A 13,507-nucleotide genomic window follows, 5' to 3' on the forward strand; every position below is an offset into this window, starting at 1 on the left:
GCAACGAAATGGGGGCTAGATACTTCGAGTGCTCACCCAACGGGGGGGTGGTTTCTGAAGCACCGCAACGGCGCGCGCAGCGCCGCCGGAAGTATGACTGCCTTGTCACCAAGGCTGAATATGCGAGAACACAGATTCCAGATGCACCACTACCGTGGCTGCGCGGGGGACCCGCTTATAGGCTGGCGGTGTGAAGCCGCTTTCTTTGCTTATCTTTCTTTGCGGCGGCAAAGAAAGTAAGTGCCGCCCCGCACAGGGGCAACGCAAATAGACCACTAAGAAAACAAGGAAAGGCCAAAAAGCCAGAACAAGGAAAGGCCAAAACCGCAGGCACACACCCAACCCAAGCGCCCCGCGCTAATAAACCCCTGCCTCCCCAACAGGCCGATTCTTAAACCTCTTATGCACCCAATAATATTGATCAGGAATCCGTCGCACTTGCGTTTCAAGAAACTCAGTAATCCGCCGTGCATCGACAGAAACATCATCCGAAGGAAAATCGCTTAGCGCATCAAAAATAGTGAGCTTATACCCACGATAATCCGGCAAAACCTCAGTCACAAACGGCACTACCCGCGCATTCCCGGCCCGCGCCATCCGCGACACGGAAGTCAGCGTACAAGCCGGCACGCCAAAAAACGGCACAAACACCGAATCCCGCAACCCAAAATCCATATCGGCGGCCAACATCACCGGCTTCCCCTCGCGCAGCACACGCAACGCGCGCCGCACACTATCGCTACGCGGAATCATCTCCGTGCCAAAGCGCCCACGCTGCCGCCTGGCCATCGCGTCGAGCAGGAGATTCGACATCGGGGTATACAGCGACGCAACCGGATGCCGCGTCGAATACATCATGCAGCCCGCCTCGATGCCGACAAAATGAAAGCCGACAAAAATCGTCGGCTGGCCTTGCATGTCGGTGAGGTCGATCGCACTCTCCACTTCGACAAGGCGCGCCAGCGACTGCGCATTGCCGAACCACTGCGGGCCGCGCTCGACATAACTACGGATCACATGACAGAAATGCGCACGCGCGAGACGTTCGCGCGCTTCGTCGCTCATGTCGGGGAAACACAGCCTCAGATTGGTATGCACAACGCGCCGGCGTGCGCTCGGAATCCGGTACAGCAACGCGCCGATGCCCGTGCCGATACGGGCGACGACACCGTACGGCAGGAGAGCGAACGCGCGCAGCAGACCTGTCATCAGGAAGATGAGTATTCGACTTTTCAAGAGGCAACAGCCTGGTGGATGCAAAGTGAGAAACACACCGGCCGCTGCAACCTGACGGCTGCCCACGGGCGAAGTGGCATGTGTGCGTGTCAAACGGGTCTGGCGCGGCGCGACTTTCGAGGACGGACGCCTCACTCGCGGCTAGGCGCAGCAGTGCTGGAGGCCGAAACCGCTTCGGAATCGGGTATCCGTACAGAGCCAGTCTGAAAACATCCGCAGGCGTGATTAAAACACACTGCGTAGGGGTGGGAACAAAATCTGCGGGCGGGGTTCACCCGAATAGCGCCCCGGATCCGCGCCGGGCCGCGCTGAGCCACAATTCCCCCGCCCTTTCAAAAACTTGCGCGTGCGGCCCCCGGGTAAGCCGCACCCATTCGCTACGCCCTTAGGCGCCCCCCGCAGGAAATCCCCGGGGATCGGGAGAAATCAAGGTTTGTTGGTCTCGAACAGATCCATGATCTGTTTTTTCTCATTCGACGAGACGCTCGGCACCGCCGGTGGCGTCATACCCGCCGGCCCCACGCCGCCGACCGCGTCGCTCGCGCCGGCAGTCGGATTCGCCGAATCGAGACCGATACTCGCCACGAACCCATTGCCCGGCGTCATGTCCGTATAGAACAACTCGCCGTCGACCGAAGTCACGCCGTCCGGCTGCGCCGGCTCGGCTTGCGGTACACCGCGCAGCGCGCGCTGCATGTACTCGACCCAGATCGGCAATGCGAGTTGCGCACCGAACTCGCGGCTGCCGAGGCTCTTCGGCTGGTCGTAACCCATCCACGCCACGGCCACCAGCGATTGCTGGTAACCCGCGAACCAGCCGTCCTTCGCGTCGTTGGTCGTCCCTGTCTTGCCCTGCAAGTCCGAACGATGCAGCACGTTGGTGCCCGCGCCCGTGCCGGCCGTAGCCACCGAATGCAGCAGGCTGTTCATGATGTACGCGTTACGCGGCTCGAGCGTGCGCGGCGCATCCCGGCCGGCGGTCAGCGGCTGCGCTTTCGAGAGCGGCTCGCCGCGCGCATCCGTCACCTCGCTGATCAGATACGGATTGATGCGGTAACCGCCGTTCGCGAACACCGAGTAGGCGCCCGCCGATTGCAGCGGCGTGACGAGGCCCGCGCCGAGCGCCATCGGCAAATACGGCGGGGTCTTGTCGGCGTCGAAACCAAAACGCTGCGTGACGAAATCCTGCGCGTACTTGGTGCCGATGAACGACAGAATGCGGATCGACACCAGATTCTTCGATTTCTGCAGGGCGAGGCGCAGCGGCATCGGACCATCCGGCTGGTCGTCGTCCTTCGGTTCCCACGCGTCGCCGCCCGGCGTGCTCGGCGGGAAGTACAGCGGCGCGTCATTGATGATCGTAGCCGGTCCAAGCCCCTTGTCGAGCGCCGCCGAATAGATGAACGGCTTGAAGCTCGAACCCGGCTGGCGCCACGCCTGCGTGACGTGGTTGAACTTGTTCTTGTTGAAGTCGAAGCCGCCCACCAGCGCGCGAATCGCGCCGTCTTGCGGCGTGAGCGAAACCAGCGCGCCTTCCACTTGCGGAAGCTGGGTGATTTGCCAGTTGCCCTTGTCGTCGGCGACGAGGCGCACGATCGAGCCCGCCCGGATCTTCGTGGCGGCCGTTGCTCGCGCGGAGAGCCCGCCCGCTGCAAAGCGCAAGCCGTCGCCGCTGATGGTCACTTCGGTGCCGTCGACCAGTTGCGCCTTCACCTGCTTCGGATTCGCATCCGTCACCACGGCGGCGATGATTTCACCGTTGTCGGGGTGATCGGTGAGCGCGTCGTCGATCGTCTGATCGCGGTCGTCGCCCGGCGCGGGCAATTGCACGAAACCTTCCGGCCCGCGATAGCCGTGGCGCCGTTCGTAATCCATCACGCCCTTGCGCACCGCGCGATAGGCGGCGTCCTGGTCGGCGGAATCGATCGTGGTGGTGACGTTCAGGCCGCGCGTATAAGTTTCGTCCTTGTACTGCGCATACATCATCTGGCGAACCATTTCGGAGATGTACTCGGCATGCACGCTGTATTCGTTGCCGGGATTGCGCGTGTGAATCTCTTCCTTGACCGCCTGGTCGTACTGATCCTGGCTGATGTATTTCAGCTCGAGCATGCGCTTCAGAATGTATTCCTGACGGATCTTCGCGCGTTTTGGATTGACCACCGGGTTATACGCGGACGGCGCTTTCGGCAAACCCGCCAGCATCGCGGCCTCGGCCAGCGTAATGTCTTTCAGATCCTTACCGAAGTACACACGCGCGGCCGCGGCAAAACCGTACGAGCGCTCGCCCAGATAAATCTGGTTCATGTAGACCTCGAGGATCTGATCCTTGGTCATCGCGCGCTCGATCTTGTACGCCAGCATCATTTCGTAGATCTTGCGTGTATACGTCTTCTCGCTCGAGAGGAAGAAGTTGCGCGCGACCTGCATCGTGATCGTGCTCGCCCCCTGCGAGGCGCCGCCATGCGTGATGTCGGAAATGCCCGCGCGCAGAATGCCCACGAAGTCGACGCCGCCGTGCTCGTAGAAGCGATAGTCTTCGATCGCGAGCACCGCTTTCTTCATCTGATCCGGAATGTCCTGGAAGCGCACGATGCTGCGCCGCTCCTCGCCGAATTCGCCGATCAGCACGTGGTCCGCGGTGTACACCCGCAACGGCACTTTCGGGCGATAGTCGGTCAGCGCGTCGAGCGACGGCAGTTGCGGCCCCATCACGACGAGCGCGTAACCGACGATCAGCGCACCCACCACGGCGATGGTCGCCAGCAGGCTGACCAACCAGATGGTGATACTCGCGCCGATCGAGCGCCGGCCGGCCTCGGCGTCGCGCGAAGCAGCGTTGCGTCCTGGCGTGCGGTGGTAGGTGTCCCGGTCTTCACCAGCCGGAGAATTGGAAGAATGCGGTCGTTTAATGATTGGCATGACTGGAATAGTGGGCGCGTAACCGAACGCCTCGCTGCATGAGGCGCAAAACACCGCGCGGCCCTATGCCCCCGGGCGGCCGCACGGTACGCCCAGGACATCGTTCGGCGCAACGTAACAGCGCATTTTAAAGAAATCAGGAGAAGTCCAAGACAGTTTTTTTGTAAGAATTCCCTTCGCGCGGCGTCACGGCGGTCGATCGCGGCAGCCGGAGAAGCGCGCGGACACGGGCACGGCGCGGGCCGCCGGGGTTATCAACAGAAATTGTTGAAAGGCCTGTGGACAAGCCCGCCGGAAACGCTACAACTCGTTGATGTCACGGGATTTTCATGTCGCGCCCGTTCCGCATCGGTGCAACTCGTCATATGATGGACTCGGCGCGCGGGTCGTCACCGATGCGCGCGGCGGCGTACGCCACATACACGCCTTGAATCGCCAATGCCAACAAGTATGCGAGCCGACCATGAACAAGCCCAGCGAACGCATCGTCGTATTCGTCACGCCCGCCCAGAAACGCGCGATCGCCGCCATCGCCGAAAACCTGGGCATTAGCGTCAGCGAACTGATGCGGCGCGCCGTGTTGAGCTTCGGCGCGACCAGCGAGCAGGTGAAAGCGGCCGGCATCGTCGACCGGCTGCGCGCACCGCGCGCGCCGGACGCGCTCGACGCGGCGCTGCAGCGCGTCGCGCACGGTACGCGCAACGCACGGGCGGCGCCAGGCGCCGCCCAGCCAAACCATCGCGACCACCAATCCGCTGCGCCGGCAGACGCCGCGGCCGCATCGCATGCCGATGACTTGCTGGGCACGCCCGCGGGCGGAAGCCCGGGACCGTTGCTGCCGGCCGGCGTATTGGCCGCGCTCACCGCCACCGCAGAGGAACTCGAAGCCGCCGCGGCAGCCGAAGCCGTGGCGCGTGTCACCGCGGCCAAAGCGGCGGCCGTTGCCGACTCCGCGCAGAAGCCGGACGATGCGCAAGCACAATTGCGCAACGTACTCAAGCGCCCACGCGTTAGTGCCGCGCGGGACGAAGACGGTCCGCCGGGTGATCCCAGCACGGAAGGCGGACGCTTCGCCTGAAAGGAAAGTTTCACGGTCGAACGACCTGCCCCATCGCACTTCGACGCGTTACCGCCGTCACGCGGCGCCTGTTCACATCCGCGACACTCGCCGTGCGGACACTCATTGCACGGATGCCCGCCGCCCGGGTGCCCGCCGCACGGATGCCCGTCGCGCGGATGCCCGCCGCGCGGATGCCCGCCGCGCGGATGCCCGCCGCGCACAAAGTCAGCGATTGTGTCATCGCGCCCTTTAAGGCGGATTTAAGAGAGCGCGTGGTGTAATATCCGCGAGCGGCTAAATGATCAGACGCGCGTTTTAACCGCTGTGGCTATTTGTAAATCCGTTTCAAAACGTAAATTTACTGCACCGCTATTGCAATCGGCGCGTGCGCCCCGAACTCCGGTCCGAACGTTGCGCAGCTTCTCGCGCAGCGGCGTAAAGTAGCATTGGAAAGCAGTTAAAGCGCGTGGGAATTATTCAGCGCCGATTTCATTCTTTGGAGGTTTTCATGTCGCTTTTTGACAGCATTTCACGCACGCTTAAAGGTCTCCTGAACGACGCAGCCGATTCCGTACAGGACCCGTCGCGCGATTCACGCCAGATCGTGCGCGAACTCGACGAGAGCATCGCTAAAGCCGAGAACTCGCTGATCGAGATTCAGGCGCAAGTCGCCACGCAACAAAGCAAGCGCGATGTTGCCGCCGACAAGGCGAAGAAGTACGAAGACGGTGCGAAACGCGCGCTGCAATCCGGCGACGAAGCGCTCGCGCGCGAAGCCCTCGGCGCACAAGCTACAGCCGAAGCCGAGCGCGATGCGCTGGCCAAGGAACTGACCACGCTGGAGCCGTCGGTTGCGCAGTTGAAGAGCCAGATCGACGACATGCGTGGCCGTCGTAACGACCTGAACGCGCGCTCGAACATTCTGCAAGCCAAGCAGCAGATCGCTCAGGCTAAAGATGTTGCCGCCACCGCGTTGGGCGGTATCGGTGGCAAGAATCTGTCTGAAGATTTCCAGAAGCTGGAAGACAAGGTTGCGTTGTCGAACGCCCGTTCGGACGCGCGCCTGAATTCGGCCGATGTGAAGAGCGGCAAGGCGCTCGACGACAAGCTCTCGGATCTGAACCGCGGGCCGTCCGTCGAAGATCGTCTCGAAGCGTTGAAGAAGCAGATCAACACGCCGGCTCAGTAATAGCATCTGCAGTAAATACCGGCTGCCGTCACACACGCAGCCGGTATGCCGGCCACCGGTATCGACTGAAGGAGACGGGTGCATCGCACCCGGTCCGCAAATGAAAAAATTTCTCGCAAGCGCGTTCGCCTCGCTGCTGTTCGTGTCGGCCGCGGCATTCGCCCTACCGACGGTTCAGCAGATCGAATCCGCCATGTCGCAAGGCAACTGGCAGCAAGCCGATGCCGGTTTGAGCGAAGTGTTGCAGGCGCATCCGAACAATGCGCGCGCGCACTACCTGTACAGCCAGGTGCTCGATCGCGAAGGCCGCTATGCCGACGCCCTCGCCCAGGTGCAGCAGGCCAAGACGCTCGACCCGCAAATCCGCTTCACCGACCCGACCCGTTTCGCGCAAACCGAAGCACGGATCCGCAAGGACGCGGAACGTGCCGGCGGTAACACCACGAGCCGCGCGACCAACCCGTTCGTGCAACAGAATTCGCCGGCCGTGCAGCAGTCCGCCATGGTGCCGCAAGCGCCGCAACGGCATGGCCCCGGCATCGGCATGTGGATCGGCATCATTCTGCTGATCGGCGTGATTGCGCTGGTGTTGCGCTGGACCTTGCGCCGCGCCCGCTCGCAAGACGATTCGCGCGCCGACGACGATCGTCGCGTGCAGCTCAAGCGCGCGACCGAAATGCTCAACGCCGTGCGCTCGTTGAAGCTCGACGTGAAGCTCTCCACCGTGCAAGGTCATGAGGCGCTGGAGAAGGAAGTCGAATCGACCGAAGAGCAATTGCGCGGTCTGGTCGAAACGCTGTCGAACAGCAAGAATCCGGTGCCGCCGTATCAGCTCGACGAACTGGAGCAGCGCATCGGCAGCATGCGCGCCCGCGCCGAGGGACGGCCCGATCCGTATGCCGCGCCGGCTGCCGGTACACAGCAGTCGCCCTATGCGCAGGAGGCCGATCGTTTCGGCAACCCGCCGCAAGCGCCCTATCCGCAGCAAGGACCTTATCAGCAACAGCCACAGGTCATCGTGCAACAAGGCGGTGGTGGATTCGGCGGCGGCATGGGCGGCCTGCTGACCGGCGTGCTGCTCGGCGAGGCTCTGAACTCCGGGCGTGAACGCGTGGTGGAGCGTGACGTGATTGTCGATGACGAAACACGCCGCCGCGGCGGCGACGGCAGCAATGGCGGTGGTCTCGACTTCGGCCAGGGCTCGAACGACTGGAACGACAACAGCGGCGGTGGCGTCGACCTCGGCAGTAACGACGATTCCAGCTGGAGCGATACCTGAGAAACTCGGCGCCGCTTGAGATGCCGTCAAGCAAGCGCTAATTGATCACGCCGCAATGAAAACGGGCTCCTGCATGGAGCCCGTTTTTTATGTCACTTCCATCTTCCGCAGCTTCAACCTCTTCAGACTCTCACTCACGCAGACGCCCTCGCCGGCTCATGCTGCGCCAGCAGCACCGAACCCGCGAACAACCGGACGATGAAACGCTCCGCATACGCGACCAGCGCTTCCCGGCGCGCGCTATTCCCCTCGATGTACTCCGCCGACAGATGAAACAACTGCAGCACGATCTGCGTGCAGACTTCGTCGACGGTGACGCGGGCGAGTGTTGGCATCAGCGCCAGTTGCACGACGTCGTCCGCCATTTCCACCGACACCTCGTGGAGGTTTGCACGTACCGCTTCGCGCAGCGCCCGCGAGGTGCCGTGATACTCGACCAGGGCGCTCAGAAACGCCTCGCGATTCTCCAGCGCAAACTCAAAGAACGCCACACACGCGCGACGCGGCACGCTTTGTGGCTCGTCATGCGCGGCCAGCCAGCGCTCGCGCCGCAGCATCGGCCGCAAGCGGCGGCTGACCGATTCGACCGCCTCGCGCGCCAGGTCGTCGAGTGTGTCGAAGTGGCGGTAGAACGTGTTGGGATTGAGCTCGGCCTCGCGCGCCAGTTCGCGCAGGCCCAGGCTCGCAAAGCTGCGCCCGCCCGCGGTCAGACGCAACGCGGCTTCGATCAGTTTGCGCTTGCCGGGCGCAAGGTCGTGCCCGGCAACAGCGCCGTGGTCGGCGGCGGAGGCCGCTTCGGGTACGGGTTTCATGAGCTTTCAGTCAGAGCGCGGCTCGCGCGTTTAATAGTCGTACTCTAAACGATCTTGACGCGAAGTGTACAGTTGTCTACCCTGCGCCTTATGCGGGTGTAGACATATGTAGACACCCCGAATTCGTCTACCCTGGAGACCCGCCGTGACGCCTGCCTCATCCGCCCAACCCGCCGCGCCGCGCATTGCCATTGTCGGCAGCGGATTTGCGGGCATCGGCATGGCGATCCGTCTCCTGCAGATGGGCATCACGTCGTTCACGATTTACGAGGCGGCCGGCGATATTGGCGGCACGTGGCGCGACAACACCTATCCCGGCGCGGCTTGCGATGTGCCATCGCATCTGTATTCGTTCTCGTTCGAGCCGAATCCGGCGTGGTCGCGTGCGTTTGGCGGCCAGGCGGAGATCTTCGCTTACCTCAAGCATTGCGTGCGCAAGTACGGCGTCGAGCGCTATGTGCGCTGCAATGCGAGCGTGGCCTCGGCCCGGTTCGACGAAGCGCGGCAAACATGGCAAGTCGAAATCGACTCGAACGGCACACGCGAAAACATCGAGGCCGATGTGGTGATCGCGGCGAGCGGTCCGTTGTCGCGACCGGCCATGCCGCAGATCGCGGGGCTCGAACGTTTCGAAGGCAAGCTGTTTCATTCCGCGCGCTGGGATCACCACTATCCGCTCGAAGGCAAACGCGTCGCGGTAATCGGCACCGGCGCCAGTGCAATCCAGTTCGTGCCGCAGATCCAGCCGCGTGTCGCGCAACTCGAACTGTTCCAGCGCACCGCGCCTTGGATCATGCCCAAGCCGGACAAACCCGTCGGCCCGCGCGCGCGTTGGTTATTCCGCCATCTGCCGTTCACGCAACGCTTCGTGCGCAACGCAATCTACTGGCAGCTCGAATCGCGCGCGATCGCGTTTGTGGTCAATCCGAAACTGATGAAATTGCCGATGAAGTTCGGCATGAGCTACCTGGAGCGGCGCGTCAAGGACCCCGCGCTGCGCGCCAAGGTGACGCCGAACTACCGGCTCGGCTGCAAGCGCGTGTTGCTCTCAAGCGATTACTACCCGGCGCTCGGTCAACCGAACGTCGACGTGGTGACGACCGGCATCCGCGAAATCATCGCTGACGGCATCGTGACCGACGACGGCGCGCACCACCCGGCCGACGCGATCATCTGCGGCACGGGCTTTCAGGTCAACGACGTGGGCGCGCCATTCGAGGTGAGCGGCCTCGACGGCGCGGATCTCGGCGCGATGTGGCTGCGCGATGGGCCGGAGGCCTACCTCGGCACCAGTGTCGCCAACTTTCCGAACTTCTTCATGATCGTTGGCCCGAACACCGGGCTCGGTCACAACTCGATGATCTACATGATCGAGTCGCAGGTGCAATACATCGCCGATTGCCTGCGCGTACTGCGCCGGCGCAAGGCTCGCACCATGAACCTGCGGCCGGACGTCCAGCGCGATTTCAATGAGCGTCTGCAGAAGCAGATGCAGCACTCCGTGTGGGTCAGCGGCTGCCATAGCTGGTATCAGACGAAGAGCGGCAAGGTCACCGCGCTGTGGCCCGGTTTCACCTTCAGCTTTCGCAAACGCACGCGGCGGGTGCGGCCGCACGAGTATCGCTTCGCGCCGTAGAGCGGCGCGCGGTAACTGAGGGCCTGCATCGCGGGCTGGTGCAGAGGCTGAGGAGGGGCCGCTCGCGATGCCCAGACGGATGCCAACACCGCAGCCGAGGCTGTGGCGATCTAATTCGAACTAAAGGGAGACAACAACCATGGCAAGTATCGAATCCGCGACGCCCGCATCGACAACACCGCTGCCGCCCCGCTCGCTCGCCGCGCGACTCGGCATTACCAGCGTGCCGCGCGCCGAGTTGCAGCGGCGTTATACCCAAAGCGGTTCGAAGTTCGTCAAGATCATGGGCGCCGACGTGCACTATGTCGATGAAGGCAGCGGCGACACGATCGTGATGATTCACGGTTTCGCCTCTTCGTTGCATACGTGGAATCGCGTTGCGGACGAACTCAAGCGCGAGTATCGCGTGATTCGCCTCGATCTGCCGCCGTTCGGCGTGAGCGGACCGCTACGCTCGAGCGCCGGCGAAATCGAAACGATGAACCTGCCCACCTACCGGCGTTTCATCGATACGTTCATGCAGGCACTGAACATCTCGCGCGCGACGCTGATCGGCAACTCGCTCGGCGGCCTGATTTCGTGGGATTACGCGGTGCGCCACCGCGAGGCCGTCGAACGACTCGTCCTGATCGACTCGGCCGGTTTTCCGATGAAGCTGCCGATTTACATCGGCCTCTTCAACAGCGCGCTAGTGCGGGTCAGTTCTCCGTGGTGGCTGCCCGAAGCGATTATCAAGAGCGCCGTGCGCAACGTGTACGGCGATCCACGCAAGCTCGATCCCGTGACGCTGCGGCGTTACGTCGAATTCTTCCACGGCGAGGGCACGCGTACGGCAATCGGCAAGATGGTGCCGACGCTCGACTTCAAGGACGTCGATACCGACGTGCTGAAAACGCTTAAGGTGCCGTCACTGGTGCTATGGGGGGCGAAGGATCGCTGGATCCCACCCGCGCACGCGGCCGAGTTCGCGAGCCGCATTCCCGGTGCGAAATCGGTGATGTACCCGGGACTCGGCCACATTCCGATGGAAGAAGCGCCCGAGCGCGTGATGGCCGATCTGCGCGCGTTTCTCGACCCGAGCGCCGCCGCTGCACCGCTCGCCGAAGCCACGCGCCGCGCGCCGGTCTGATTCTTCCTGCCTGCACGCTGCGCGCTCAACCGCCCCCGAGCAGGCGCAGCAGCCCCCAAAGCAGTTTGCAGAGCATCACAATCAGCTCCCACAGGTGATAGAACTGCTGCCAGCCTGAAACGCGTGCGAAGGAGTCGAGCATGGTTGGCGGGTAAGAAACGAATGGCGGTGTGAGTGGTGGCGGGTTTGCACGGCGAGTGCACATCATAACGACTGCGGGATACCCCGCATCAAGTCGACAGCAAGCGCGCCGTAAACACAGGGAGAAGACGCGGCATCCGCAATCGGCGACCGCGCTAATTGACCGCTACCCTACCGCGCCATCAAGGAGACCAGCATGACGCGTTTCAGCTTTCGCCGGGCCGGCCGTTCACAGACGGTCGTCGGCGATATTGCCGCGCAAGCGGGCAAACTGGGAATAGAGATCTGCGACGTATCGGGCCACGTCGAAGAAGTTGCTGCACGCGTACAGCATCAGGCGCAGGTATGCCGTGCCCTGCGCGAATCCGCCGCGCAGACGCTCGCGGGCAATCATCGCATTGCCACGGCCGCGCGCGCCATGCGCAGCGTGTCGGCCGGCGCGGCAACCGGTGTGCAGGAGTCCCAGCAGACGCTGGAGGCGTCGCTCGCCGACATCCACGGGCTGGTGGAAGGCGTGACGGTGATCGAAAGCCAGATTGGCGCACTGCGCAGCGCGTTGGCGCACGTGAGCCGCGTCTCCGAGGAGATTTCGCTGATCGCCCGCCAGACGCATTTGCTGGCGCTGAATGCCGCGATAGAGGCCGCGCGTGCCGGCGACTCCGGCAAGAGTTTCGCGGTGGTGGCAGCCGAGGTGAAGAACCTGTCGGCAAAGACCGCGCAAGCGACCGGCCAGATCGAAACGACGTTGGCGCAGCTCACTCAGCAGACCGAGCAGTTGATCAGCGAGGGCTCGGTGAACACGGCGCGCGCACACCGGGTCCGCGAAAGCACCCGCAGGATCGGCGACGTCGTGCATGCGACGGGCGATGCGATTACGCAGCTCAACGACGAGGCTGGGCAGATCGCCGCCTTGACCGGCGACATCGAGACGCAGTGCAACGGCCTTGAGGCGCAGGTGCTGGAGATAGCGAGCGGCGTCGAAGATTCGAGCGAGAACTTCGTGCAGGCGAAGGACAGGCTGGGGAATTTGCTTGGCGTATCCGAGACGTTGATCGAACTGACTGCGGCAACCGGTGTAGAGACGACGGATACGCCGTTTATCGACGCCGTGCAGCGGGCTGCGGCAGCGGTGAGCAAGGCGTTTGAGACGGCGGTTGCTCGTGGTGACGTGTCGATCGAGGATCTGTTCGATCAGCGCTATGTGCCCGTTGCAGGGAGCAATCCGGCTCAGTTCGTTACCCGGTTCACCGCTTTTACCGATCGGGTTTTGCCCGCTATTCAGGAGCCGTTGCTCGGGCTTGATCCACGCGTTGCGTTCTGTGCCGCAGTCGATGTGCGCGGTTATCTGCCTACGCATAATCTGAAGTTTTCTTTGGCGCAGCGTGAGGATGTGGTCTGGAATATGGCGAATTGCCGGAATCGGCGGATGTTCGACGATCGTACTGGGATTGCGGCTGCGTCGCATGTCAAGAAATTCTTGCTGCAGACGTATCGGCGCGATATGGGCGGTGGGGAGTTTGTTTTGATGAAGGATGCTTCGGCGCCGGTGTTTGTTGCCGGACGGCATTGGGGTGGGGTTCGGATTGGGTATAAGGTTTGATCAGGGTTTCTGCCTGCTCGGCGCTTTGTTGGTTGTGGTTTTGGGGTGTTGGGGTTTTGTTGGTTTTTTGGTCTTTTCTTGGTCTGGATTCTTTGGCCTCTCCTTGATTTGTTAGTGGTCTATTCGCGTTGCCCCTGTGCGGGGCGGCACCTACTTTTCTTTGCCTGCCGCAAAGCAAAGTAGGCAAAAGAAAGCGGCTCACACCGCCAGCTCATAAGCGGATCCCCCGCGCAGCCACGGTAGTGGTGCATCTGGAATCCGTGCCCCCGCACATTCGGCGTTATTGACAAAGCGCTCATCCGCTCCCACTCCGCACTGCGTGCGTCGCGGACGGGTCTGCCAGGGAAACCGGGGGGGGCGGTTGGGTTGGGTGGGGCCATCGGCTTCGCCTCGGCGGAGCGCCGAATGCGCGAACATCATTGGGATTCGGAAGTGCCGCCGCACCAAGTACAGCAGGACTGAAACACAGCGGGTGGTGCCATGAACTGCGCGTCGGCGCGCGC

At 62.8% G+C, this 13,507-nt stretch carries 9 protein-coding genes; 6 read left to right on the forward strand and 3 right to left on the reverse strand.

The features are described from left to right. Window positions 1-357: 357 nt before the first annotated feature. Both PQR67_RS02535 and PQR67_RS02540 read right to left on the reverse strand, forming a co-directional pair. A complete protein-coding gene (locus tag PQR67_RS02535; RefSeq protein ID WP_459251976.1) occupies window positions 358-1,236 on the reverse strand; it encodes a lipid A biosynthesis lauroyl acyltransferase in 879 nt (292 codons plus the stop codon). A gap of 426 nt (window positions 1,237-1,662) precedes the next feature. Beyond that, window positions 1,663-4,158 carry a penicillin-binding protein 1A gene (locus tag PQR67_RS02540; protein WP_408454010.1) on the reverse strand — a complete coding sequence of 832 codons (2,496 nt, stop codon included), beginning with the start codon at window positions 4,156-4,158 and terminating at the stop codon, window positions 1,663-1,665. Between the two features lie 463 nt (window positions 4,159-4,621). Between PQR67_RS02540 and PQR67_RS02545 the strand changes: the two genes are divergently transcribed. The 3 genes from PQR67_RS02545 (at window position 4,622) to PQR67_RS02555 (ending at window position 7,686) form a co-directional block, all read left to right on the forward strand. Continuing rightward, a complete protein-coding gene (locus PQR67_RS02545) occupies window positions 4,622-5,236 on the forward strand; it encodes a plasmid mobilization protein (RefSeq protein ID WP_408454013.1) in 615 nt (204 codons plus the stop codon). A 490-nt stretch (window positions 5,237-5,726) separates the two neighbouring features. Further along, entirely contained in the window at window positions 5,727-6,407 is a 681-nt protein-coding gene (locus PQR67_RS02550) for a PspA/IM30 family protein (RefSeq protein WP_408203755.1), read from the forward strand. 100 nt (window positions 6,408-6,507) lie between these two features. Continuing rightward, entirely contained in the window at window positions 6,508-7,686 is a 1,179-nt protein-coding gene (locus PQR67_RS02555; RefSeq protein ID WP_408454016.1) for a tetratricopeptide repeat protein, read from the forward strand. Between the two features lie 134 nt (window positions 7,687-7,820). Here PQR67_RS02555 and PQR67_RS02560 read toward each other — a convergent pair whose 3' ends face one another. Further along, entirely contained in the window at window positions 7,821-8,498 is a 678-nt protein-coding gene (locus PQR67_RS02560; RefSeq protein ID WP_408454019.1) for a TetR family transcriptional regulator, read from the reverse strand. 145 nt (window positions 8,499-8,643) lie between these two features. Here PQR67_RS02560 and PQR67_RS02565 point away from each other — a divergent pair, with 145 nt between their 5' ends. The 3 genes from PQR67_RS02565 (at window position 8,644) to PQR67_RS02575 (ending at window position 13,004) form a co-directional block, all read left to right on the forward strand. Further along, window positions 8,644-10,134, forward strand: a complete 1,491-nt coding sequence (locus PQR67_RS02565) for a flavin-containing monooxygenase (RefSeq protein ID WP_408454022.1) — start codon at window positions 8,644-8,646, stop codon at window positions 10,132-10,134. 139 nt (window positions 10,135-10,273) lie between these two features. After that, the gene (locus PQR67_RS02570) at window positions 10,274-11,263 is read left to right on the forward strand and encodes an alpha/beta fold hydrolase (protein ID WP_408454025.1); all 990 of its coding nucleotides are present in this window, start codon (window positions 10,274-10,276) and stop codon (window positions 11,261-11,263) included. A gap of 337 nt (window positions 11,264-11,600) precedes the next feature. Beyond that, window positions 11,601-13,004 carry a methyl-accepting chemotaxis protein gene (locus PQR67_RS02575; RefSeq protein WP_408454028.1) on the forward strand — a complete coding sequence of 468 codons (1,404 nt, stop codon included), beginning with the start codon at window positions 11,601-11,603 and terminating at the stop codon, window positions 13,002-13,004. Window positions 13,005-13,507: the final 503 nt, after the last annotated feature.

This window comes from Paraburkholderia fungorum (assembly GCF_046026025.1).
Taxonomy (GTDB): domain Bacteria; phylum Pseudomonadota; class Gammaproteobacteria; order Burkholderiales; family Burkholderiaceae; genus Paraburkholderia; species Paraburkholderia fungorum_E.